This window comes from Methylocaldum szegediense (assembly GCF_949769195.1).
Classification (GTDB): domain Bacteria; phylum Pseudomonadota; class Gammaproteobacteria; order Methylococcales; family Methylococcaceae; genus Methylocaldum; species Methylocaldum szegediense.
The window spans coordinates 35,055-59,306 of record NZ_OX458333.1; the positions used below are offsets into that span (position 1 = coordinate 35,055).

Here is a 24,252-nt window from a genome sequence, read left to right on the forward strand (position 1 = left end):
CGAGTCAGAACTGAAAGATCTCTTGCTATATTTGGCGAGCGACGAATTTCGACCGGCGTTGATGGTTATTGCGGCGATCGTCCTTTTCTTGGTCATTCTGCTGATCGTTTATTTGCTCCTTCGGAAAAAAAGAAAGCGTGCTTCCGTTGCTGATGTAGCGCTGGCTGCTGATGTAACACCGGCGAATCCATCCCAGGCCTCGCGTCGTGAGACGGTGGCAGAAACAGCGAACCCGGTGCGCAGAGAGGTGCCGGCAGATCCGCCGAACGTGCAGGCGAATACGCCGCAGGCTTACTCGCCGAGGGCATCGGTAGCCAAGCCGTCGCGTCCACTTATTCCTCAGGATTCAGTACTCAGACGGCACTTCATAAGCCATGTCCGATACATGATCGAGACGATTACTTTTCCGCGGCCGACTGACAGCGTGCTGCGCCGCCATTACGATCAGCTGATCGCCAGCGAACTGGAGGCTTGTCTGAACGATGAGGCGCACCTGGAAAGGTTGATCTCCCGTTATGAAGAGCACCGGCGAAAAAACGCGAAAAACTAGAGCGTTTTCATCGATCTCATCCAGTAAGAATGAAGCTTGGCGGAAATCACTGCGGCCTTCAGATCGGGTGAATTGAGTCGAGCCTGATAGGTCGGCATTTCTTTGCTGAAGAAGAACTTGACCGGGAGTCGGCGTGGGGAAGGGATTCCCACGCGAAAATCTCGATTCCATTTCAAACTGGGTGTGGAATGCCTGTCCGATCATGGGGTGGGCGTACCTGTGTTTTTGATCGCGCCGTGGGGAATGGACGTCATCCGGCGAGCACTGACTTGGCTCGACAACCTTGAACGTCGGGTTGGGAATGCATTGCAGGGACGGCGCTATGCCGGGAACCTCCGAGCAGCACAGCGTTTGCGAGCGGTATGCCGCGAGCCTTGAGGATATGGACCCACAGCCCTTGCTCTGCCGGTTCGAGGCGAAGACGCAAGGCAGCCGGGGTGCCGACGGGCAGATCGGGAGACAGCAATGCGCCTAGGCAACAGCCTTCCGTCGCCGCCAGCTGCAAGCGGCGCAGCACCGGAAAGGGGGACGATTTGCGCGGCCAGATCAAAACCATGCCGCAAGCGGTGCTGCGCAATAGTTTTTCTGCACTCCACCAGATGTCCTTGTCGTTCGAGATCCTGTCCAGCAGGAGCAAACGGCCTAGATCGATGCCGGCGTCCACCAAGGCCGGCGCGTAAGGCAGATAAGGCGGCGCGATCCAGGCCAGACGTTTTCCCGATCCTTGTACGTGCCGCATAGCGGGAAGCAGAAGGCGCAGTTCGCCTATACCCCAGGCTGGGACGGAAACTTCCATCAATGCGGGAAAAGGCCAGCCGCCTTCCGGCAAGGCGTGGTCTAATTCCGGAAAACCGGTGGGAATCGCCGTGCTTTCGGTAGTTTGAGGCCGGCGTCCACGCCACAGGAGCGGCGTCGTGCGGAGCAGTTCGTCGAGTCCGTTCCGGCTGTCCATTGTCTTCGAGTTATATCCACTCGCTGCGGATCAAGCCGACCACCACGCCTTCGATGCATAACTCTTGTCGTTCCAAATCGATGCTTAGGGTTTCGAAATCGGGATTGGCCGGTTCCAGATAAGCCATAGAACCTTCCAGCCGCAGCCGTTTTACCGTGATTTCATCGCCAATACGAGCGATCACAATCTGGCCGCTGCGGGCCTGATTGGTGCGCTGCACCGCCAGAAGGTCACCTTCCAGAATGCCGGCATCGCGCATGCTGAGGCCGCGCACGCGAAGCAGGTAATCCGCTTTGCCCTGGAACAATTCCGGACCGAGGCGGCAATATTTCTCGATATGCGCCTCCGTCAGCACTGGCCGGCCGGCGGCGACTCTGCCGATGACGGGCAGGGCATCGTCCAAGATACGGTGTTCCAGCAGACGAATGCCTCGAGCCAGAGAAGGCATCAGCTCGATCACGCCTTTCCGGGCCAAGGCTTGAAGATGGCCGCGTACGGCATTGGTGGATTTGATGCCCAATGCATCGGCAATTTCCGCAATGGTCGGCGGTACGCCGCTCTGACGCAGGGTTTGGCGGATATGGTCGAGTATTTCCTGTTGGCGCGGGGTTATGCTTTTCATGGCTTATAAAAGCAGTGCTTTTATAAGCAGTATAGTCGGGACTTCGAAATCTGCGCAAGCGTCGATTACGGCGCTTTGCTTATTGTTTCTTGCGGAAGCTCCGATCACGTACGGGTAGAACTCTGAGTTCTTCGACGGGCTGGTCTTAAGCCACGTCGAAGAGCACGAACGGAATCGACTCGTTCAGAGCTTTCCTAAGAGTCCTACGGTGCGGCTTTTTCCAGGCGGAGCGTCAGAGCGTCACTAAAAAGGCAAGCAAATCCTTTTTCTCTGCCTTGGTGAGTTTTAGCCCGAGCACCAGATTGAAGAACTCCACTGTGTCTTCCAGCGTCAACAAGCGACCGTCGCGTAGATAAGGTGGCGAATCCTTGATGCCCCGCAGGGGGGGAGTCTTGATCGGACCGTTTGTCGGAGCGGCTTGGCTGGTGGTAATTCCAGGTCGATAAAACTGCTCCACTTTTAGGTCGTGGACCTGGTTGTCTGTGTAGTGAGGGGGCGTGTGGCAAGTCGCGCACCGGGCTTTGCCGAAAAAAAGCTCTTGTCCTCGGAGTGCGGCCTCATCGTCGTTTTTTTCGGGGTCCAACTTACCTGAGGCATCGAGCTTGGGAGCCGGCGGGAAATCGATGAGTTTTTGAAACTCGGCCATGAGACGCACTTCATCGGCTTGTTGGGGTATATGGGCATCCTTTCTTTTCGCCGCTTCGGCGTCGCCATCGAAATAAGCTGTTTCTAATTCGAATTCCGATCGCTCTTCGATACTTTTCATGTCGCCCTGAGAACCGAACAATCGCTGGATGTCGACGCCGCGAAGGCTGGGCGTATCGATGCGACGGCTCGGTTCCCGCGGCCGGGTGCTCGAAGCACTCTGTATCGCGGCGCTAGTATGGCCGTTAACATGACAGTCGAAGCAGGCAACGCCGGGAGAGGGATCCTCGGTACGGCGGTCTTCGGTGGCGTTGAACTGCTGCTGCGGAAAAGGCGTGAGCAAGAGCCGCAATCCTTCCAACTGTTCGGCATTGATGATGCCTTCGAAAAGCTCCCGGTAGTTGGACAGCGTGATCAGCCGGCTGCGGGAAACATCACCGAGATCCGGCCGTGTCTTGAGAAAAAGCGGCGGCGGGAATTCCGGCTGGAAGCGCTCTGGAATATCGAAGCTGACGTCGAAACGTGAGAGATCCCGGCCCTCTTGCTCTTCGACGGCCTCGATGAGGGTCTTGCTAAATACGATGCCGCCCTCGGTGGGATTGGGGTGGGGCAGGGGCATGAACCCTTTCGGAAAGAAGTCTTGTTTCCGAATCTCCTCGGGGGACATTTCTGCGAGTTCATCCCAGGTTACGACTTCGCGCAACTTGACCCGCACGCCTTCCTGAATGGGCTTCCCATGGGTCATCGTCATCGTCTTGGAGGCGTCGTCGCTCAGATCGTAGCGATCGTCGAGAGCCTTCAAATGGCGCTCCATGGCCAACACCTTCGCATCTTTCATGCGTGTCTTGAATTCTTCGAAGCTTTCGGCGCTCGCCGCGCCGGGGCTCATCGAAAGGCCGACGAAGCTTAGACCCAGGAGTACGAATCCACCTAGAACCGTTTCGAGCGCTTTTTCTGGCATCGTCCGTTCCTCCCTATCGGCACTTTGCTGAAGGCAGCCTCGAAAGCCGCGATGGTTGAAGTCCTCAGACGAAATATCCAATTGAACGGCGGACGCTCAGGGAGAGATACCCGTACGAATACGGATCTAATCCAACAGGGCGAACAAGGCGGCCGGAAACCGTGGGCGGCCACGGTGAGGGAGGCAAGGCGCAAATCGGGACGATCGCCCCGATTTGCCGATGACCGGGATCAGATTCCGGAAAGTCCGACGATGTTATAGCCGGCGTCCACGTACAGGATTTCTCCGGTAATGCCGGAAGCCAGATCGGAGCAGAGGAACGCGGCGGCGTTGCCCACTTCCTCGATCGTGACGTTCTTGCGCAAGGGAGCCGCTTGTTCGCCTTTGGCCAGCATCTCGCGGAAATTGGCGATGCCGGAAGCGGCGAGGGTGCGTATGGGACCAGCGGAGACGGCGTTGACACGGATGCCTTCGGGGCCGAGTGATGCCGCGAGGTAACGGACATTCGCTTCAAGGCTGGCTTTGGCGACGCCCATCACGTTGTAATTCGGAATGACCCGCTCGGCGCCGAGATAACTCAGCGTCAGCAACGAACCCTTGCGGCCCGCCATCAGCTTGCGGCCGGCCTTCGCGAGCGCGGCGAAACTGTAGGAGCTGATGTCGTGGGCGATGCGGAAATTTTCGCGGGTTACCGAGTCGAGATATGAGCCTTCCAGGGCTTCGCGCGGGGCGAAGGCGACCGAATGGACGATGCTGTCGAGTCCGTCCCAATGTTTACCCAATTCGTCGAAAAGCGCGTCGATCTGCTCGTCGCTCGCCACATCGCAGGGCAGGACGATTTTCGCGCCCAATTCCTCGGCGAGTTTTTCGACGCGCTCCTTGAGCTTGTCGTTTTGATAGGTCAGCGCGATTTCGGCCCCCTCGCGCCGCATGGCCTCCGCGATGCCGTAGGCGATGGAGCGATTGCTGGCGACGCCGACGATGAGGGCGCGTTTGTCTTGCATGAAACCCATGGTGAATCTCCGATTTCGTCTGGAAATGGCGCGAAAGTATCCGCTAGAGGCCGGGTGCTGTCTAGACTGGTCGGCATGCCGGGACGTAAAGGCCGTGGACTTTATTGTCGCGTTTGCCGGACCGAGGAGGAGTCGGGCGTGCCTGAAGCGCCGACGAGGCATAGCAAACGGCTGGTCGGGGTTCCGGGCGGTTTTCAATCAGGCCCGTAAATACCCTCCTGGTATTTACGGGCCGCCGCCCAGGCCGGTACACGCCCGGCCTGGGCTCACGCGGCTTGTCGCCGCGCTAAGGAAACCCTGCCCCGGATTAACCCGGCCGATATTTATAGGCCGGGTTAATAATTCATTCGTGGATCCCTTCGTGAAAATGGATGGTCTTTACTCGCGTATAATGGCCGCTCATGGCGACTAGGCAAGAACCGGTACATCATTTTTTCGGCCCGCCGAATTTCGGCGGCCCGTTTTTTTGGGCAAGACGAAGCGTCCCGTATTTAGTCCGGCCGGCTTGGCTTTTTCTCCTCGCCTTTCTGCTCGCCGCCTGCGGCAGCCCTTTGAACAATCCCTATCCGGCCGAGGACAAGGGGAGGAACATCCTTTACACCTCCTTCACCGAGCGGCCCAAGCATCTGGACCCGGCGCGGGCGTATAGCTCGAATGAATACGAGATCATCGCCCAGGTTTACGAACCGTTGTTGCAATATGCCTATCTGAAGCGGCCTTATCAGCTGGAGCCGCTCACGGCGGAAGCACTGCCGGTGGTAACGTATCTCGACAAGGACCTCAATCCTTTGCCGGATGACGCGCCGGAAGATCGGATCGCGTACAGTGACTACGATATCCGTCTTCGGCCGAACATCTTGTTCCAACCGCATCCGGCATTTGCCAGAACCCCGGATGGGCGCTATCGCTACCATGCATTGACCGAGAAAGAATTATCGAAAATCAAAACCATCACCGATTTTGCCGAAACCGACACCCGCGAGCTGACGGCCGAGGATTACGCGTATCAGATCAAGCGACTGGTACATCCTCAGCTTCATTCGCCGATCGCCGAGATGATGAAGGGCTATATCGTCGGTCTCAAAGAAACGGGCGAGCGGATGGCGAAAGATTTCGAAGCACGGCGGGATCGGTCGGAGTTCTTCGACATCCGCGGCTATACCGTGGACGGCGTCCAAGTTGTCGATGCACACCGTCTGAAAATCCGCTTGTACGGCAAGTATCCCCAGTTTCGTTTCTGGCTGGCCATGCCTTTCTTCGCTCCCATGCCGTGGGAAGCGGATGCGTTCTACGCCCAGCGGGGGTTGATCGAAAAGAATATCACCCTTGACTGGTACCCGGTCGGCACCGGTGCCTACATGCTCACGGAGAACAATCCCAACCGTCGCATGGTGTTGCTGAAAAACCCCAATTACCACGACGAGTTCTATCCGAGTGAAGGCGAACCCCAAGACGAGGCAAAGGGTTTTCTGAAGGATGCGGGGCTAAAGCTGCCGTTCATCGAGAAGGTCGTCTTCACTTTGGAAAAGGAAACGATTCCCTATTGGAACAAGTTTTTGCAGGGCTATTACGACGCCTCGGGGATTGCTTCGGATAATTTCGACCAGGCCGTCCAGTTCACCGGGCAAAACGATGCCGAACTGACGCCGGAGATGAAAGCCAAGGATATTCAATTGGTGACGGAAACCATGACGACCATTTTCTATATGGGCTTCAACATGTTGGATCCCACGGTGGGCGGGTTGGACGAGGCCAAGGCCAAACTCCGCCAAGCCATCAGCATCGCGGTCGATTACGAGGAATTCATCGATATTTTCATCAATGGACGCGGTGTTCCGGCCCAGGGAGTCTTGCCGCCGGACATTTTCGGTTACGTCGAGGGTAAGGACGGGATCAACCCTTACGTGTACGACTGGGTGGACGGGGCGCCGCGCCGCAAGAGCATAGACGAAGCGAAAAAACTCCTGGCGGAGGCCGGCTATCCGAACGGCATAGACCCCAAGACCGGCAGGCCCTTGGTGCTTTATCTCGATACCGTGGCGCGGGGGCCCGACAGCAAATCGACTCTGAACTGGTACCGCAAGCAATTCGACAAGCTCGGCATCCAGCTGGTGCTGCGCACCACCGATTACAACCAGTTCCAGCAAAAGATGCTGAACGGTAACGCGCAGATCTTCATGTGGGGATGGAACGCCGATTATCCCGATCCCGAGAATTTCTTCTTCCTGCTGTACGGCGAGAATGCCAAGGTGGGCAAGGGCGGCGAGAACGCAGCCAATTACAGCAATCCCGAATTCGATCGTTTGTTCGAACGTATGCGCAATATGGACGATAGCCCGGAGCGTTTCCGCATCATTCAAGCTATGCAGGAGATCCTGAGGCACGATTCGCCCTGGCTATTCGGTTATCATCCCAAGTCGTTTTCGCTGCACCACAGTTGGTATCTCAATCTCAAACCCAATCTGATGGCGAATAACGGTCTCAAATACCGGCGCATAGCCGCCGAGCAGCGGGAGCTCAAGCGGGCCGAGTGGAACCGGCCGGTTTACTGGCCGCTGGCCGCGGGCTCGGCGCTGCTGGTCGCGGCAATCGTCCCGGCCTATTCGACCTATCGCCGCCGCATGAGGTCCACCGCGTTATGATCCGCTATATCATTCGTCGCGTGCTTTACGCCATCCCACTGCTGTTGGGCGTCAACATCCTGACCTTTCTGTTGTTCTTCGTGGTGAACACGCCTGACGATATGGCGCGCATGCATCTCGGAGAAAAACATGTCACCCGGGAAGCGGTGGAAGCCTGGAAACACGAGCGCGGCTATGATTTGCCGCTGTTCTGGAACGACCAGGCGGAAGGAATAGGGAAAGCGACTCAGACGATCTTCTATCAGAAATCGGTGGGGCTGTTTATGTTTCGCTTCGGACGTTCCGATAGCGGTCGCGAGATCGGCGCCGACATTCGCCAGCGCATGTGGCCTTCGCTCGCCATCGCGGTGCCCTCGCTCATTGTCGGGCTACTGGTGCATATCACCCTGGCTCTGCTTCTGGTGTTTTTCCGGTTGACTTATCTGGAATTCTGGGGTGTCGCTCTATGTGTGGTCATGATGTCCATATCGTTTCTTTTCTACATCATTGGCGGGCAATATGTGCTGGGCAAACTGCTGCAGCTTACGCCGATCTCGGGTTACGACTCCGGAATCAACGCCATCCGTTTTCTGATCCTGCCCTTGGTCATCAGCGTGGTCGCCGGCATCGGTTCCGGCGTGCGCTGGTACAGGACGTTTTTCCTGGAGGAAGTGGAGAAGGATTATGTCCGCACCGCTAGGGCGAAGGGGTTGTCCGAGCCTCAAGTGCTGTTCGGGCATGTGCTCAAGAACGCCATGATTCCCATTCTGACCGGAGTGGTCGTGGTGCTGCCCCTGCTGTTCACCGGCAGTCTGATCACCGAGTCATTTTTTGCGATTCCAGGGCTGGGCAGCTATACCATCGACGCCATCAATCAGCAGGATTTCGCCATCGTGCGTGCCATGGTGTTTCTGGGCTCCGCACTCTACATCCTAGGCCTGTTGTTGACCGATCTCTCCTATACGCTGGTCGATCCCCGCGTGCGGCTCGGTTAAGCCATGTTGAAGCTGCTTTGGACCGATATTCTGTTTTTCGTCCTGCTGGCGGGGTTTACTGTGGCCATCGTCCGAGCCAGGCGGCGCGAGCATTTGCGGCGGCCCTGGCGCAAGGTAACGCGGAGCCGTAGCGCCATGGTGTCACTGGTGGTCCTGCTTGCTTACCTTTTCATTGCGATATTGGACTCGATCCACTTTCGTCCACGGATCGAAGACGAAAACGGCCGATATGAAGGTGAAGTGATCAGCGTGTTGGATAGCTGGATGACGCCGATCCGGACGCGTGTGGAAAAAACCTATTCAGCCCCTTTTTCGTGCTACGCCTATGCCAAGGAGATGATCCGCCGACCGGACGGCACCCAGGTCTGGGATTATCCCCGTCTGCGCTACGGCGGCGCGCATCTCACCGACCCGGAGCGTGAAAAGATGGGCGATATCCTGAGGATAGGCACGAAGGGACTGGCTAAGGGCGCTTCGGTTTGGGCGGTGTTGGCCTTTTTGCTGGTAGTCTGGCGCAGCCGCGAGGACCGTATCGGTTTAACAGAGAGCTTGGCGCGCATCGGCCGTGGCCAAACGGAAATTCCGTGGCGCGCTGCATTGCTGACACTGTTCCTCATCTTGGGAATCGGCGGCGCGCTCGGAGAACTTGGCCTTTACTATCACGTGCTAGGTACGGACAAGGTTGGGGAAGACGTGTTCTACCAAAGCGTCAAGAGCATCCGGACCGGACTCTTGATCGGTACGCTGACGACCTTCGCGACATTGCCGCTGGCGCTGGGATTCGGCATTTTGGCCGGTTATTTCCGGGGCTGGGTCGATGACGCGATCCAGTATCTCTACACCACGCTCAATTCCATTCCGGGAGTTCTGCTCATCGCCGCCGCGATGCTCATCATGCAGGTGTACATGGCCCGGCACGAGGACGATTTCGCCAGCCTGGCGCTGCGCGCCGATTTCAGACTGCTGTTTCTTTGCCTGATTCTCGGCATGACGAGCTGGACCGGCTTGTGCCGCTTGCTGAGAGCGGAGACCCTGAAGCTTCGTGAAATGGAATACGTGCAGGCGGCGCGCGCCCTGGGCGTCAGGCAGGGCGTGATCCTGGTACGGCATATCCTGCCGAACGTATTTCATCTGGTGCTGATTTCGGTCGCCCTGGATTTCAGTTCGCTGGTGCTGGCGGAAGCCGTGCTGTCGTACGTGAATATCGGCGTCGATCCGACCATGGAAAGCTGGGGCAACATGATCAACAGCGCACGGCTCGAAATGGCGCGGGATCCGGTGGTCTGGTGGTCTCTCGCAGCCGCGTTTCTGTTCATGTTCACCCTGGTGCTCGCCGCCAATCTGTTCGCGGACGCCGTGCGCGACGCTTTCGATCCGAGGCGCGCGGAATGATGGATGATCGAGTGTTCAAGGCGGCCGCAATTTTGGAGCATGAATAGTGAGCGTTGTCTCTGAGCGATTGGAACCCGGCGCGGAGCAGCGGGCCGCTAATGCGCTTTTGTCCGTATCCGATCTCCACGTGAGTTTCCGGCAGGGGGCGGAGTTGGTGCCCGCCGTCAGCGGGGTATCGTTTCATATCGACAAAGGCGAGACGTTCGCGCTGGTCGGCGAGTCGGGCTCTGGAAAATCGGTCACCGCGTTGTCAGTGTTGAGATTATTGCCCCACAACGCGCGAATTTTGAAAGGCCGGGTGATGCTCGGGAACACTGATTTGTTCGGTCTACCGGAGTACGCCATGGGAGCCATCCGCGGGCTAAGGGTCGGCATCATCTTTCAGGACCCGATGAGTTCGCTGAACCCGGTGATGACGGTCGGACGGCAGATCGGCGAGGTCCTGCGGCTGCAGCGCGGTCTGCAAGGCCAGGCGGCGAGGAAACGCGCTCTGGAACTTCTGGATAACGTGGGGCTGCCGAACCCCGAGCGGCACCTGGACGAATACCCACATCAGCTTTCCGGCGGCATGCGGCAACGCGTCATGATCGCCATCGCCTTAGCCGGCGAGCCTGAGCTCCTGATCGCCGACGAGCCGACCACCGCTTTGGACGTGACGATTCAGGCGCAAATCCTCGAGCTGCTCGCGCGTTTGAAGCGTGAAACCGGTATGGCGCTCTGGTTGATCACCCACGATCTCGGCATCGTCGCAGAGCTGGCCGACCGCGTGGCGGTTATGCGTGCCGGCAAGATCGTCGAACAAAGCGCTCGCGAAGGATTTCTGGAACATCCGGAGCACCCTTACAGCCGCGAGCTGTTCACGGCCATGCCCCGCTTGGATGCTTGCCTGGCCCGGCCGGAAACGCATCATTCGGATCCGCTGCTGGTGGTCGAGGACTTCAAGGTTTATTACCCGATCAAGCGCGGCATCTTTCAGCGGACTGTGGACTATGTCCGGGCGGTGGACGGCGTATCGCTTTCGGTGGCGCAGGGCGAGACTTTGGCCCTAGTAGGCGAGTCGGGATGCGGCAAGACGACTCTAGGCAAGGGAATTCTCAACCTGATCGAACCTACCGGCGGGCGAATTCGTTTCGACGGCACCGATATCACCGGGCTTCGCGGCGAGGAAAGGCGGAAACGTTACGCCGAAATGCAAATCGTATTTCAGGATCCGTACTCTTCGATGAACCCGCGCATGATCGTGGGCGATATTGTGGAGGAGGGATTGCGGGCTCTGCATCCGTCGATGAGTGAAACCGAGCGCCGCGAGCGTGTGGAGGATTTGCTTCAGAACGTCGGCTTGCCGAGAGAGGCGCGATTACGTTATCCGCACGAATTTTCTGGTGGACAGCGGCAGCGCATTTGTATCGCGCGGGCTCTGGCTGTCGATCCCAAACTGATCGTGTGTGACGAACCGACCAGCGCCTTGGACGTGTCGGTTCAAGCGCAAATCCTGAAGTTATTAAAGGATCTGCGCGACCGTCGAGGTCTCAGCTATCTGTTCATCACCCATGACCTGGCGGTCGTGGCCGAACTCGCTGACCGGGTGGCGGTCATGCACCGGGGCAAGATCGTCGAAATGGGAACGACGCGCCGAGTGCTATTCGAGCCGACCCATGCCTATACCCGCCGATTACTGCATGCAGTGCCTAAACTGAGACTGTCGAAGCACAGGGAGTTTTGACAAGATCTGGGATCCGGCCGCGGAGGCAAATCAGCGATCGGATGCTTGATCGAGCAGAAAATCGCGGATCTCTTCCCGCGTTTCGGATGGTACTCGTTTGGATTTCGCGGCCTTTTTGAGCCCCGCGAGAATCTTCTTATATCGGCGCGAGCCGGTTTCTTCGGCGGTGGCGATACTTTCCAGCGTGTCCAGCGCGCTTAGGCGCACCTCTTCGTTTTCATCCTCGACGGCAGCGAGTAACGCGGCAATGGTCTCATCCGTGGGACTTTCGAATGCGGAAAGGCTTTGTGCCGCCGTGCTCCGCACTTCCGGATCGATATCGGTGATCAAGGCTTCGACCAAGAGTTTTTCTGCTTCTGCCGTTGGATAAGCGGCCAATTGCTCAGCCCCGTCGATGCGTTCCTGTACATCGATGCTTCGAAGCCACTCGCCTGCAGTCGCCACCTGTTCGTCATCGATCTGCTTGTCTTCTTCGATTTGCTCCGGCGTCAAAACTGGCGAACTGCCGAACTGCTCGGCCAGCATGCGAAGGTCTACGGGGGGAGTGACGGGTTTCTTGCGATCGCCGATGTCGACGACGTCAGTTGAAACAACGGAGGTGTCGGTTACCCAGTATGTGGCGGTGCCGAGCAGTAAGATGATGAGCAAGACAATATAGGTACTCCGATTTGATTTCCGCGCCATAATGAAAAAAGGGGCCTAAAAGGCCCCTTGAAGTTTCGAAATGAAGAATCATTCAAGACCGCCAACGTGCGTAATCGACTCGTGCTCGATCAGATTGAGGCAGGGCGGATGCGAGAAGTTTCCCGGAGTCGGCGTATCTTCCACGTTCAAAGTATCCGGATTCGGAGTGCCTCCGAGGTTCAAGGCCGCACGTATATTCCATGCCACGATATGGTCTGTGCAGGATGTGTCTCCCGATACGCCGATAGCCCCAACCTTTTTGCCATCCTTATACAGGGCAAGGCCGCCGCCGAAAACATTTACCCCGCCGATGCGCTTGTTTTTCAGCGGATCATTCTTGGTGCCGAAGGCGTTCGGACTACCGCCATAGGCCCGGGTAGCATCGACCGGATTGCTGTGTTGCAGGCCATAGAGGCTCCCGCCTGGATTGACTTCGCTGTACAACATCGCGGTTGAAATCGCGAAGTTGTCGGTGCTAAGCCCATTGGCCGTGTTGGCTTTTTGGGCGGAGATAACGCGGCTCAACAGCCAAGTGGAACCGGTGTTAGCGCCGTTGCCAAAGGTGTTGACGACATGCCAAATCTTGCTGTTTTCGTCAACTACCGTTACCCACATCGGAAAGTCGAGACCGCCATTAGGTGTTCCGCCCGCAGCGCCATTTCCCGGCACTATGCTTCTACCAACTGAGGATAACTGGTCATAGTTGACGTCTTTGCAGGCCGCGAAAGCGGTTCCACTTCCTAAGCCCAGTACTGCGCTCGCGAGGATTGCTTTTGAAAGAAGACGGTTGACTCTGGTCATAGTTTGATCCTTTTTTACAGTTTCTGGAACGTAGATGATCGATCCCCGTAAGCCGAACCTCATGAGGTTACGGCGTGTTTACAAATGTACGAAAGGCGCTAGGTTGTCAAATTGAAATTTGAAAAGATCCAGAAATGCTTCCCTGAAGCGCGAATTTCTTGAGGAATCCAATGATTTAAAGTGCCAGTTTTTCTGGCTGAATCCAGTCGGTCAATGCCAGAACACCCCGTCAGGTAATATTCCGGACTTTCCCGTCAGCCGCTCCCCGCCGTATCGATGCAATAGTTCGTAGATTTCGGCGGCTGCTTTCTTTTCGGTTTCCCCCCAATTCTTGATTCTTCCGTCACAGTAATGATGCCGCAAATGATTCTGTATTCGCTCATCGGTTTCCTGTGTCAGCGGGACGATCTTGCGCCAAACGGCATCCGACTCGCAGATCGATTTCTTGGCTGTATCCGAGGCTTTCAGAAAAGCTGAAAGTGCGTCTTCGTGAGATTTGGCCCAGTCTTCCCGAAACACATAACCGAGACTCGGCACATCGTCCTCAATGCCCAAACCTTGCAGTATGCCGCGCCCATCGATGATACGGCGATAGCCCTGAGCTTCCAGTTTGGCGGCAAAATTCCAGTAATTCAGGACAGCATCCAGCTTGCCCTGCTGTAACTGCTGATTGAGCAGGGGCGGCGCGCCGAAAACCTTTTCGGCCGATCGCTCGAGATCCAGTCCATACTCCTTTTGAGCCAGAGCGCGCAGCAGCAGCCAGTTCTTGTCCAGCCCGCCGCCCGCTATACCCAACCGCTTGCCCTTGAGATCGCCGATATTGCGGATAGGGGAGTCCGCCGGCACGACCAGTGCCCCATGGCTAGTGGAGTAGGGCAGGAAAGTAACATCCGCGTTTTGCCCGCGCTGATTGGCCACCCAGATCCAGTCGGACACAATCAGGTCGACGCTTCCGCCCTGCAGAGCGATTTTTCCCGCTTCGGAGCTGGCGAGCGGCATGGTTTCTACGGCGATTCCCTGAGCTTTATCGAGTCCTTCCTCCTGGATAACGGCGAGCTCCCAGTTAAGCGTGCCGAACGCGAGCATGCCGATACGGATAGTCGAGCCGGAGGGGGCAGCCTGAGCTGGACCGATTAGGATCAGAAGAACAAAAAGGCCGATAACTGATTTCATGGTTTGTCCGTAAGCGTCCGAAAATTCGGTATCTTAGCGGTTGTCCCCGGTGCGGGCGACCCTTTCTCGCCTTGCTTTTGCCGTTCGGGTCGATTTAAATGATGCGTTTTTCGCGAGTGGGTTCGCCAGCGCATGAGTATCGACTTAGTTTTCTTTACCGGTGGTATTCGCAAATACGTGGCGACCGAAACTTTTAAATGAACATAGGCAAGAATCCGAAAGCAGAAACGCTGCTGGGTGCCGTATGGTCTTCGGTATTCTGGAAAGGTCTGGATCGGCTAGCGTCTCTGGTCAAACACATTTTCATCGCTTCAGCCATAGGTCTGTCGGCGGAGCTAGATGTGTTTTACATGGCTACCGGGCTTCTAGGAGTATTGGTTTTGAGCTGGTCTGGCATTATCGATATTCTTGCCGTACCGGAACTCGTGCAATACGATCGGTCTGGGAATCAAGCAAGATTTCAAGCCCTGGCCGGCGGTTTGTTTTCGCTTTGCCTACTGTTTTCCGTGATATTGGCCCTATCTGTTTATGCTTCTTGGGATATTTGGACGCGACTGGCCTTTGGATTTACTGACGAAAGGGAAACTTTACTTAAGGAGGCCATTCCGTGGCTGTTACCCTTGCTTTTTCTATACATCCCGGTAAGGTTTCTCGGGGCTTTGCATCGAGCTAGAAGAAATTTCTCGCTGTTCTATCAGAGCGAATTCATCATCTCGCTTGTAATTCTGTTTTGCGTGATTTTCTTTACTAAGGCGCCTCGCGTTCTCCTTTGGTCCTATAGCTTGGGGATAAGCGTATCGTTTTTATTTCTGTTTCTCCCGTCCCTACGGGTTTTTAGACCCTGGGGGAATCCATTCGGCAGTGAAGTGAAAGCTCTACTTCCGTTGTTGCCGGGGCTATGGGTTTTATCGGGAATATTCTATGTTTACGAACTCGTGCAAAAGCAATTCGTATCCCTGCTGCATGAAGGTGCTGTCGGAGCTATAGCGTATGCTTGGACTTTGGTTAGATTGCCTTCGGTGTTGATGAATGTTGGAGGGGCTTTCATCACGGTTTATGCGGAAAACCGAAGCAACCCGGAGAAAATTCGGGAAAACCTCGATAATCTGATCTCCGTAACGATCACTGTGACTATTCCGATCAGTATCATTCTGTTTTTCTTCGGCCAGGATTTCGTGGGATTGGTACTCGAAAGGGGGCTGTTTTCGCGGACGGATACCGAAACGGTTGGCGAAGCGGTGGCGTATTTCAGTTTAGCGATGGTGCCTCTGGCTCTAATCAGTCCTTTGGAGCAGGTGTTCCGCGTCGAACGGAAATTACGCCTAATCGTCCGAAGGTTATTGGCAGGTTTGATGTTGTTTGTAGTCTTTTGTCTGTATTTCGTTGTCGGACACAATATGGGAATAAAAGGGATTGCCCTAGCGACTTCTCTGAGTTATTGGGGAATGTTGTTATCGTCTTTGCACGGCATCATCGCCTTGGGTATACAGATCAGCATCTTTCGCCATCTGAGATGGGCTTTTATCGTCATGTCATTAGGGATACTTGCGATGATTCCAGGGTATTGGATAGGGGGCTTAGCGAATTCCTATTGGCTGTTGTTACCGCAGAGCATAACGATACTAGGCATTACGATACTCGGCGCCTCGTTGTTTCATTGGGAAGACGGTGCTCTGATTCGCGAGCTTGTTCACCGTTCGCTCTTCCGATGGAAACCGAAGCGTGCTTGCTGACGAAGATTTTCGGTGAGCTCTATATTTAGACCAATTTCCAGTCACTTGAGATCGGCTACAGCTTCGGCATCGCATTGTTTCATCTCGTCCGAAAAGGGAGACAGCCGTAACGGAATGGAACTGTTTCCCTGTCGATCGTCTTATTTAGTCCTTAACCCTTAAACGAGAACCGTTCGCGACAGCGTTGCAGTGTGACATTGGGTTTCCGACCCTCTGTGACTTGAGGTTGAGATCACACGAACATCGTCGAGTAACTGTCCGAACGAAGTCCGATATTGTGGAAAATGAACGATAAATCAATGCGTATAACCTTGATTCATGGCTGGCACGACGATAACAAAGGCGATTGTGCCATCGTCATGGCAATTCTAGAGCTGGTCCAGAGACACTGGCCGTCGGCGACCCTAAGCTTGGTGTCTAGCTTACCTACGGGAAGTGAGCCGGCGTCGACAGCGTATCGTCATATATTGCAACGTTTTCCCAACGTCAAAATTGCATTTTCGCCCGTCGTACCGTACAGGCGCGTGAAATGGGGCGGAAAGGCTATGGGAATGTTCCTATGGATCATCAGGCAACCGTTTTCCTTATTACGATTGATTTTGGGATATTCGGATTGGAATGACGATGCCTACTCCTTGATCAGAAACGCCCATCTCGTGATTAGCAAGGGCGGACATATTTTTCATTGCCGCCGAAACCATCCGATCGAGTGGTTCAACCTGTACCGCCACCTTTTTCCGCTGGTTTTGGCCTGGCGATACAGGGTTCCCTATGTGCTGCTCGGACAGTCGTTCGGACCATTTCAAGGGAAACTCGCGAAGCGGGCGATGAACTGGACGATATCCCATGCGAAAGCCGTTATTGTTCGTGAACCAATTTCCCGGGACGTTCTCGCCAGTCTTGGCGCCGACTCGTCCAGACTGAGGATAGCGCCGGACATCGCCTTCTATATGGGAGCGAATCTCACCCAGCGGCTTCGGATTCTCCTGGAACGACACCGCTTGGCGTCGAATCGATTTTGGGTTGTTACAGTTCGTAAATGGCCCACTCGAACAGGCCTAGAGGAGCAGACCGCCCGCTTTATCCGGGAAATGGAGGTTCTGGTCCGGCGAATCCTTGAGAGAGGTCACACTGAGCGTATCGCCTTGGTTGCTCATACGCTGGGGCCCATTCCCATTGAATGTGATATTGAGCCCACCCGGCAATTAGCGGAGAGATTGAAAGACTTGCCAGTCGTATTCATCGATGAGGACTTCTCGCCCGAAGAACTCGCGGCCTTGTATGGGGAGGCGGAGCTTCTGATCGGCACTCGCTTCCATTCTGTGGTTCTGGCTTTGGTGGCAGGTACGCCAGCGCTTGCGGTGTCGTATTTCGGGCCCAAGGCAACCGGAATTATGAACATGCTCGGTATGAGTGACCTCTGCATGGAAATGGCGGATTTTTCCTGGCAGAACGCTCTGGCGGTCCTTGAGGAAACCGATTGGGTATCGAGGCGAGAATGTATCCGGGAAAAAGTTGCTGCCTTCCGCGAGGAGTTGGATCGTGTCGTCGCCGATGTCCTCGCCGTCTAAAACCGGCCGCCGACTTTGTCTGTTCCTGCCGTCTTTAGCCGGTGGCGGTGCCGAGCGAGTGATGGTTAATTTGGCCAACGGTTTCGTCAAACGAGGTTTGGGGGTCGATCTGGTTTTGGCGAAAGCGGAAGGACCGTACCGCGACCTGGTTCGGCCGGAGGTCCGCCTGGTGGATCTGGGCGCGAGGCGTGTTATCGCGTGTCTGCCGAAATTGATTCGGTATTTAAAACGCGAGCGCCCCTACTCGCTGTTGTCAGCTTTGGATCATGCCAATGTATTGGCGTTGTGGGCAAAGCGCCTTGCGCGCGTTGAAACCAAAATAGCGATCAGCGTCCACAATACCGTTTCCCTGGCGAACCAGAATTCAATCAATCTTCGGCAACGGCTGCTGTTCAAAATACTCCCTTGGTTTTACCCGTGGGCAGACCGGGTTATCGTCGTTTCTCGAGGCGCGGCGCAGGATCTTGCTGAAGTTGCTAGCCTTCCTGGTAGGCGTATCGAGGTTATCTATAATCCGGTGATTACCGAAAATGTCAGGGATCTCGCTGAAGAGCCGCTGGATCATCCGTGGTTTGCGCCTGGGATGCCGCCGGTGATATTAGCTGTTGGACGTTTGACGGTGCAGAAGGACTTTCGCAATCTCATCGAAGCGTTTGCCCGATTGAGTTCTACGATACAGGCGCGTTTGTTGATCTTGGGTGAAGGGGAAGAGCGGGCGAACCTGGAGACTTTGGTTAAGCATTTAAATTTAGAATCGAATGTAGCCCTACCTGGTTTCGTGGACAATCCTTACGCCTACATGGCTCGCGCTTCCCTGTTCGTGCTGTCTTCGGCCTGGGAAGGCTTGCCGACCGTTCTCATCGAAGCGATGTATTGCGGTTGCCCGGTGGTGAGTACCGATTGCCCTAGCGGTCCGCGGGAGATCCTGAATGGCGGTGAATTCGGCCTGTTGGTGCCCCCAGGGGATCCCGATGCGTTGGCCAGCGCCATGTTGCACGCCCTGAAAACACCGATGAATCGGGAAGCCGCCAGCGTACGCGCAAGCGACTTCTCGGTGGATACCATTTGCGATCAATACCTGAAATATCTGCTCCAATGAAATTACATGTGAGTCACGTTATCACCGGTCTCGGTACCGGAGGGGCAGAAAGGATGCTGTGCAAACTACTCGGGGCGTTAGATCAGAAATTCTTTGATTTACGGGTTGTTTCGCTGCTTGATGAGGGCACTCAAGGAGTGCACATCCGGAGCTTAGGAATTCCTCTCGACGTATTAGAGCTTCGAAAGTACACACCTTGGCGCTTGCTGAGGTTGACGCGGCTGTTCCGTCGCCATCAACCGACGCTGGTACAGTCTTGGATGTACCATGCCAATGTGGCCGCATCGCTGACAACGATGGGGTCGGGTGTTCCGGTCGTGTGGAACATCCGTCATTCTCTGGACAATTTGAACGCGGAGAAGCCTATCACTCAAGCCGTGATCCGGTTCGGCGCGCCGTTATCGCGAACGACCGCAGCTATCGTATACAACTCCAAGCGCAGTGCCGAACAGCATGAGCGTCTAGGGTACGAACCCGGTCGCCGGATTGTCATTCCCAACGGTTTTGATTTGGCCCAGTTCCAGCCGAGTGCTGAGGCGAAGAAACGGTTGCGAGCGTTGTTGGGAATTCCGGAAAGCGGCTTGGTCATCGGTTTGGTCGCGCGCTGCCATCCCATGAAGGATCCACAAAATTTTCTAGCGGCAGCTCGACAAGTGCTGGATTCGAAGCGGGAAGCTCATTTCCTTATGGTTGGGACCGGTATGGAGAGGACTAATGCGATGCTGACGCGCATGATTTCTGAAACCGGTCTCGAAGATCGGGTTCATCTATTGGGTGAGCGTGGAGACATACAGGATTTGGTACCGGGCCTGGACGTGGTCGCATTGGCCTCTTCCCACGGTGAGGGTTTCCCCAACGCGATCGGCGAGGCCATGGCCTCCGGCGTTCCGTGCGCGGTTACCGATGTGGGTGATGCAGGCTGGCTGGTGGGCGACACCGGCCGCGTTGTTCCTCCCAAAAACCCGGAAGCGCTTGCGGGTGCTCTAATCAATTTGATCGATATGGGAGATGCAGGTCGCCTAACCTTGGGTATGGCGGCGCGGCAGCGGGTGGCGGAGCGGTTTTCCTTGGATGCCGTCTCACGCGAGTATGCGGCTTTGTATGATGAGGTGGCGCGGGAGCGCGGGTTGCGGTGCCATGTCCGACATTAATGCCGTGCGTGGCAATAACACCAATCGTTGGGGAATCGATCTGAACAAGAAACTTCTATTTTTCGTAACCGAAGACTGGTTCGTCTGTTCCCATTGGTTGCCCCACATGACAGCTGCCCGCGAGGCGGGCTATGAGGTCTATGTGGTAACGCGGGTACGGCAGCATCGGTCGATCATCGAGGCGCGGGGAGTCCATGTCGTTCCGCTGGAACTCTCGCGCCGCGGGCGCAATCCGATTGCGGAACTCAAGGTGATTGCTGAACTGATCCGGATTTATCGGGAGATTCGGCCTGACCTGGTGAAGCACATTGCCATGAAGCCCATCGTGTACGGTACTATCGCCGCTTTGTTCACCCGTCCACGCGCCGTAGTGAATTACATAGCCGGTCGCGGCTGGCTGTTCACCTCCGACAGCGTTAAGGCGCGATTGCTTCGTCCGGTGGTGAAATGGCTGTTGCGATGGGTTTTGAACCGGGGCCACGTGATTGTGGAAAATCCTAACGATCTTCGGGAAATGCTTGGGCTAGGGCTAGTTCCCGAAAGGATTACTCGGATCCCCGGCGCGGGAGTCGATATGAAGGTTTTTCTGCCAACTGCCGAGCCTGATGGGCCGCCGCTGGTAGTCATGGCCGCGCGCATGTTGTGGGCGAAAGGAGTGGGCGAATTTGTGGCGGCGGCTGAATTGTTGAAAGCCGAGGGTGTACGTGCACGCTTCGTGCTGGTAGGAAGTCCCGACGGAGAAAATCCGTCTTCAGTATCCGTTGAGCAACTCGAGGCATGGGAAAAGAACGGTTTGGTCGAGTGGTGGGGCCGGCGGGATGATATGCCTGCGGTGTTTAAGCAGGCGCATATCGTTTGTTTGCCTACATCCTATGGAGAAGGTATTCCCAAAGTACTCATTGAAGCCGCTGCTTCGGGGCGAGCCATCATTGCCACGGAAATTCCGGGATGCCGGGAAATTGTCCGTCATGGAGAGAACGGTTTCCTGGTGCCTATCCGAAATCCCGTGGCGCTCGCCGGGGCAATGCGCAAGCTGATAGTCAGCAAGCCTCTCCGCGAGAGGATGGGAACAAGCGGACGGAAAATCGCGCAGGCCGGATTTTCCGTGGAACACGTGATTGCACAGACGCTGGCGGTCTATCGAGGCTTATTGGACGGAGGTCCGCGATTGGAAGGGTAGACCTCGGCCAGGGACAAATATGCTGCCTTGGACGCCAGCACCGGCTGGTCGTCCACTAGCAGCTGGTTTTCAATTCCCCGCGACCGTCATTTTGTCGATCAGAATCGACCCGGTCCGGGTATTGCCCCGAAGGTCGACGTCGTTTCCGATCGCCTGCAGACTCATGAACATATCCTTCAGGTTGCCCGCGATGGTGATTTCTTCCACGGGAAACTGGATTTCGCCGTTCTCCACCCAGAATCCGGATGCACCGCGTGAATAATCTCCGGTGACCAGGTTGACGCCTTGACCCATCAGTTCGGTGACCAGTAGTCCCGTGTTCATGCGTTTCAGCAAGCCGTCCAGGTCGAGCTCGCCGGGTTCGATGACGAGATTGTGCACGCCGCCGGCGTTACCGGTGGATTTCATGCCGAGCTTGCGGGCCGAATAGGTGCTCAGCACATAGGATTCGAGTATGCCGTCCTTGATGATGTAGTGGGGTATGGTACGAACGCCCTCGCCGTCGTAGGGCGCGCTGCCCAGGGCTTTCTTGAGATGCGGTTCCTCGCGGATCTGGACGAAGGCCGGAAATACGGGTTTGCCCAAATGGTCGAGCAAGAAGGATGATTTCCGGTAGAGATTGCCGCCGCGGATGGCGCCGATGAAATGGCCGAGCAGACTGGACGCGATATCCGCCGCGAAGATTACCGGGCATTGCCGCGTGCTCAGCGAACGGGCTCCGAGCCGTCTTACGGTGCGCTCGGCGGCTTTTCGCCCCACCGCCTCGGCCGCTTCCAGTTCTTTAGCATCGCGTGCCACGGTCCACCAGTCGTCCCGCTGCATGCTGTCGCCCCGCTGGCCGACGACCGAACAGCTCAGGCTATGGCGGCTGGACGCATAGCCGTGCAGAAATCCCAGCGTGTTACCGAGAACGCGCAAGCCCTGGAAGGTGTTAAGGCTCGCGCCTTCGGAATTTACGATTTCGGGATGAAACCCACGTGCGGCGTTCTCGCAGTTTATGGCTAGGCGGATGGCGGTTTCCGCATCCAAATCCCAGGGATGATAGATGTCCAGTTCGGGAAATTCGGTGGCCAGGGTATCCGGGTCGGGCAAGCCCGCGTATTCGTCCTCCGCTGCGTACTGAGCGATCCGGCAGGCGGCCTCCACGGTTTCCCGCATCGCCTCGGGACTGAGATCCGTCGTGCTGGCCGAGCCCTTACGCCGGCCTACGTAGACCGTAACGCCGAGTCCCCGGCTGCGATGATGTTCGACGGTTTCCACTTCTCCCATCCTGGCGGTGACGGAAAGGCCGTGTTCCAGGCTGACGCCGGCCTCCGCTGCGGTAGCGCCTTGCCGCCGGGCCTCGGCCAGACAATCGGATACCAGGGATTTCAATTGTTCGAGTTGTTCTTGTTCACGTGCGAAAGTCGAGGGTTTCTGCACGGAGGGCTCCTTACTGTTCGTTAAATCGTTTGGATATCTGGGACGGGCATGGCGCGGTCTAGGTGTTCAAAGCAGTCTTAGAAATTGATCCACTGTAAGACCAGCATCCTTGACGATTCCACCCATCGTTACAGCCTTGATTGGATTGTGACGCGGGAGAGTGAGGATTCGCTCTCCATTGCTCATGACAATGTGCTTACCCTGCCGGATCACCCGAAACCCTGCGTTTTCGAGAGCGCGTACGGCTTCCAGGTGGTTGATGCCTGGAATTTTGGGCATGCTTAAACCGCGACATCGATTTCATGCGTTTCCCGGTCGCGGTTCATTTCGGCCACCGCGGCCAGGTACTCACGAATAGCATCTTGAATGTTCGTCAGCGCCTCTTCCTCCGTATCGCCCTCGGACCAGCACCCCGGAAGTCCGGGTACCGAAACGCTGATACCTTCTTCGGTACGGTGAAAAACCACGGTGTATTTCATTTCGAGCGACCTTCTGGTAGGTTCAAATCGTTTTTTAAACCCGCGTCCCGCCCACGGTCAGCCCATCCACCCGCAATGTCGGCTGGCCGACGCCCACGGGCACGCTTTGGCCGTCTTTTCCGCAGGTTCCGACACCGGTGTCGAGCTGCAAATCGTTGCCGACCATGCTGACACGCGTCAGCACATCGGGGCCGTTGCCGATCAAGGTTGCACCCTTGACCGGTCGGGTGATCTTCCCATCTTCGATCAAATAGGCTTCGCTGGCGGAGAACACGAATTTGCCCGAGGTGATGTCCACCTGGCCGCCACCGAAATTCTTGGCGAACAGCCCTTTTTTCACCGAAGCGATGATTTCTTGCGGATCGTGCGGTCCTGCCAGCATATAGGTGTTGGTCATGCGGGGCATGGGCAGGTGGGCATACGATTCGCGGCGGCCGTTGCCGGTGGGCGATACGCCCATGAGTCGGGCGTTGAGCTTGTCTTGCATGTAGCCTTTGAGGATGCCGTTTTCAATCAAAACCGTGCATTCCGTTGGCGTGCCTTCGTCGTCGATGGTGAGCGAACCGCGCCGGCCGGGCAGGGTGCCATCGTCGACCACGGTGCAGAGCGGCGAGGCCACGCGTTCGCCGATACGTCCGGCGAAGGCCGAGGTGCCCTTACGGTTGAAATCGCCTTCCAGTCCGTGGCCTACCGCTTCGTGCAGCAACACGCCCGGCCAGCCGGGGCCCAGAACGACGGTCATGGTTCCTGCCGGAGCCTCGACCGCTTCCAGATTCACCAGGGCCTGACGCACCGCTTCCCGGGCATATTCGATCGCCCGGTCTTCTTTCAGGAAATAGCGGTAATCGGTGCGGCCCCCGCCGCCGGCACTGCCTTGCTCACGGCGTCCGTTCTCCTGGACGATCACGGTGACGTTAAGCCGCACCAAGGGACGCACGTCGCCGTGGAGTGCACCGTCCTGTCCTATGACCAGAACGACCTCGTGACTGCCGGCCAGGTTCACTATGACCTGCTCGACGCGTGGATCGAGCCTCCGGCATTCCTCGTCCAGACGTTTCAGGAGGGCGATCTTTTCTTCCTCGGGCAGCGACTGGAGCGGGTCGATCGGCCGATAGAGCTGTGGTGGACGAAGGATTCCGGCAATTTCCCGTTTGCCTTGCGCTCCCTCTCGTGCGATGGTCCGCGCGTTCTTGGCGGCTTCGAGTAGGGTGGGGAGCGTGATTTCGTCGCTATAGGCGAAACCGGTCTTTTCACCGGAAACAGCGCGCACTCCGGCTCCCTGTTCGATGCTATGGCTGCCTTCCTTGACGATGCCGTCTTCCAGCACCCAAGACTCGAATCTGGTGGATTGAAGATAAACGTCGGCGGCATCCACCGACGCGCTCAGAAGCTGCCCCATGATGCGATCGATGTCGCTGTTCATGAGACCTGCCGGCTCCAACAGGGTTTGCCGGGCGATGATGAGGGGATCGTGATTCATAATAT

General features: G+C 56.5%; 21 protein-coding genes. 10 read left to right on the plus strand and 11 right to left on the minus strand.

Annotation, left to right across the window (positions count from 1 at the left end; translation table 11 throughout):
* Positions 1–31 precede the first annotated feature (31 nt).
* Complete coding sequence (locus QEN43_RS00220; protein ID WP_156912616.1) at positions 32–550, plus strand: hypothetical protein; 519 nt, start codon at positions 32–34, stop codon at positions 548–550.
* A gap of 250 nt (positions 551–800) precedes the next feature.
* On the opposite strand, the gene imuA is transcribed toward QEN43_RS00220, so the two are convergent.
* The 4 genes from imuA to QEN43_RS00240 all read right to left on the minus strand — a co-directional run bounded on the left by imuA (position 801) and on the right by QEN43_RS00240 (position 4,743).
* Positions 801–1,502 carry a translesion DNA synthesis-associated protein ImuA gene (gene imuA / locus QEN43_RS00225; protein ID WP_156912617.1) on the minus strand — a complete coding sequence of 234 codons (702 nt, stop codon included), beginning with the start codon at positions 1,500–1,502 and terminating at the stop codon, positions 801–803.
* A gap of 10 nt (positions 1,503–1,512) precedes the next feature.
* A complete protein-coding gene (gene lexA / locus QEN43_RS00230; RefSeq protein ID WP_026608890.1) occupies positions 1,513–2,124 on the minus strand; it encodes a transcriptional repressor LexA in 612 nt (203 codons plus the stop codon).
* A gap of 232 nt (positions 2,125–2,356) precedes the next feature.
* On the minus strand, positions 2,357–3,730 hold the full coding sequence (locus QEN43_RS00235) for a cytochrome B6 (RefSeq protein WP_317963592.1): 1,374 nt from the start codon (positions 3,728–3,730) through the stop codon (positions 2,357–2,359).
* A gap of 230 nt (positions 3,731–3,960) precedes the next feature.
* Positions 3,961–4,743, minus strand: coding sequence for an enoyl-ACP reductase FabI (locus QEN43_RS00240; protein WP_317963593.1), 783 nt, complete (start codon positions 4,741–4,743; stop codon positions 3,961–3,963).
* A 401-nt stretch (positions 4,744–5,144) separates the two neighbouring features.
* Here QEN43_RS00240 and QEN43_RS00245 point away from each other — a divergent pair, with 401 nt between their 5' ends.
* From QEN43_RS00245 to QEN43_RS00260, 4 genes are read left to right on the plus strand one after another with little or no spacing between them, the layout of a single operon-like run.
* Complete coding sequence (locus tag QEN43_RS00245; RefSeq protein ID WP_317963594.1) at positions 5,145–7,385, plus strand: ABC transporter substrate-binding protein; 2,241 nt, start codon at positions 5,145–5,147, stop codon at positions 7,383–7,385.
* Positions 7,382–8,359 carry an ABC transporter permease gene (locus QEN43_RS00250; protein WP_026608893.1) on the plus strand — a complete coding sequence of 326 codons (978 nt, stop codon included), beginning with the start codon at positions 7,382–7,384 and terminating at the stop codon, positions 8,357–8,359. Before QEN43_RS00245 ends, QEN43_RS00250 begins: the two co-directional genes overlap by 4 nt.
* A 3-nt stretch (positions 8,360–8,362) precedes the next feature.
* Complete coding sequence (locus QEN43_RS00255) at positions 8,363–9,751, plus strand: ABC transporter permease (protein ID WP_026608894.1); 1,389 nt, start codon at positions 8,363–8,365, stop codon at positions 9,749–9,751.
* A gap of 46 nt (positions 9,752–9,797) precedes the next feature.
* Positions 9,798–11,474 (plus strand): ABC transporter ATP-binding protein, encoded by a 1,677-nt coding sequence (locus QEN43_RS00260; RefSeq protein ID WP_317963595.1) that lies wholly within the window; start codon positions 9,798–9,800, stop codon positions 11,472–11,474.
* A 30-nt stretch (positions 11,475–11,504) separates the two neighbouring features.
* Here QEN43_RS00260 and QEN43_RS00265 read toward each other — a convergent pair whose 3' ends face one another.
* The 3 genes from QEN43_RS00265 to QEN43_RS00275 all read right to left on the minus strand — a co-directional run bounded on the left by QEN43_RS00265 (position 11,505) and on the right by QEN43_RS00275 (position 14,132).
* On the minus strand, positions 11,505–12,122 hold the full coding sequence (locus tag QEN43_RS00265) for a HEAT repeat domain-containing protein (RefSeq protein ID WP_162144243.1): 618 nt from the start codon (positions 12,120–12,122) through the stop codon (positions 11,505–11,507).
* An 84-nt stretch (positions 12,123–12,206) separates the two neighbouring features.
* Positions 12,207–13,022 (minus strand): GlcG/HbpS family heme-binding protein, encoded by an 816-nt coding sequence (locus tag QEN43_RS00270; RefSeq protein WP_317963596.1) that lies wholly within the window; start codon positions 13,020–13,022, stop codon positions 12,207–12,209.
* A gap of 147 nt (positions 13,023–13,169) precedes the next feature.
* The gene (locus QEN43_RS00275) at positions 13,170–14,132 is read right to left on the minus strand and encodes an ABC transporter substrate-binding protein (protein WP_026608897.1); all 963 of its coding nucleotides are present in this window, start codon (positions 14,130–14,132) and stop codon (positions 13,170–13,172) included.
* A gap of 197 nt (positions 14,133–14,329) precedes the next feature.
* Here QEN43_RS00275 and QEN43_RS00280 point away from each other — a divergent pair, with 197 nt between their 5' ends.
* The 5 genes from QEN43_RS00280 to QEN43_RS00300 all read left to right on the plus strand — a co-directional run bounded on the left by QEN43_RS00280 (position 14,330) and on the right by QEN43_RS00300 (position 20,866).
* Positions 14,330–15,865 carry a lipid II flippase MurJ gene (locus QEN43_RS00280; RefSeq protein WP_317963597.1) on the plus strand — a complete coding sequence of 512 codons (1,536 nt, stop codon included), beginning with the start codon at positions 14,330–14,332 and terminating at the stop codon, positions 15,863–15,865.
* A gap of 299 nt (positions 15,866–16,164) precedes the next feature.
* On the plus strand, positions 16,165–17,436 hold the full coding sequence (locus tag QEN43_RS00285; RefSeq protein WP_317963598.1) for a polysaccharide pyruvyl transferase family protein: 1,272 nt from the start codon (positions 16,165–16,167) through the stop codon (positions 17,434–17,436).
* Complete coding sequence (locus QEN43_RS00290; RefSeq protein WP_202901062.1) at positions 17,408–18,535, plus strand: glycosyltransferase; 1,128 nt, start codon at positions 17,408–17,410, stop codon at positions 18,533–18,535. Before QEN43_RS00285 ends, QEN43_RS00290 begins: the two co-directional genes overlap by 29 nt.
* A gap of 8 nt (positions 18,536–18,543) precedes the next feature.
* A complete protein-coding gene (locus QEN43_RS00295) occupies positions 18,544–19,686 on the plus strand; it encodes a glycosyltransferase (RefSeq protein ID WP_202901063.1) in 1,143 nt (380 codons plus the stop codon).
* The gene (locus tag QEN43_RS00300) at positions 19,673–20,866 is read left to right on the plus strand and encodes a glycosyltransferase family 4 protein (protein WP_317963599.1); all 1,194 of its coding nucleotides are present in this window, start codon (positions 19,673–19,675) and stop codon (positions 20,864–20,866) included. The genes QEN43_RS00295 and QEN43_RS00300 overlap by 14 nt, the downstream gene beginning before the upstream one ends.
* A 69-nt stretch (positions 20,867–20,935) precedes the next feature.
* Here the strand turns inward: QEN43_RS00300 and pmbA are convergent, their stop codons facing one another.
* The 4 genes from pmbA to tldD all read right to left on the minus strand — a co-directional run bounded on the left by pmbA (position 20,936) and on the right by tldD (position 24,247).
* A complete protein-coding gene (pmbA, locus tag QEN43_RS00305; protein WP_026608902.1) occupies positions 20,936–22,288 on the minus strand; it encodes a metalloprotease PmbA in 1,353 nt (450 codons plus the stop codon).
* A gap of 66 nt (positions 22,289–22,354) precedes the next feature.
* On the minus strand, positions 22,355–22,567 hold the full coding sequence (locus QEN43_RS00310; protein ID WP_026608903.1) for a type II toxin-antitoxin system HicA family toxin: 213 nt from the start codon (positions 22,565–22,567) through the stop codon (positions 22,355–22,357).
* A 2-nt stretch (positions 22,568–22,569) separates the two neighbouring features.
* A complete protein-coding gene (locus QEN43_RS00315; protein ID WP_026608904.1) occupies positions 22,570–22,767 on the minus strand; it encodes a type II toxin-antitoxin system HicB family antitoxin in 198 nt (65 codons plus the stop codon).
* Positions 22,768–22,801: 34 nt separating this feature from the next.
* The gene (gene tldD, locus QEN43_RS00320) at positions 22,802–24,247 is read right to left on the minus strand and encodes a metalloprotease TldD (protein ID WP_026608905.1); all 1,446 of its coding nucleotides are present in this window, start codon (positions 24,245–24,247) and stop codon (positions 22,802–22,804) included.
* Between the last annotated feature and the right edge of the window lie 5 nt (positions 24,248–24,252).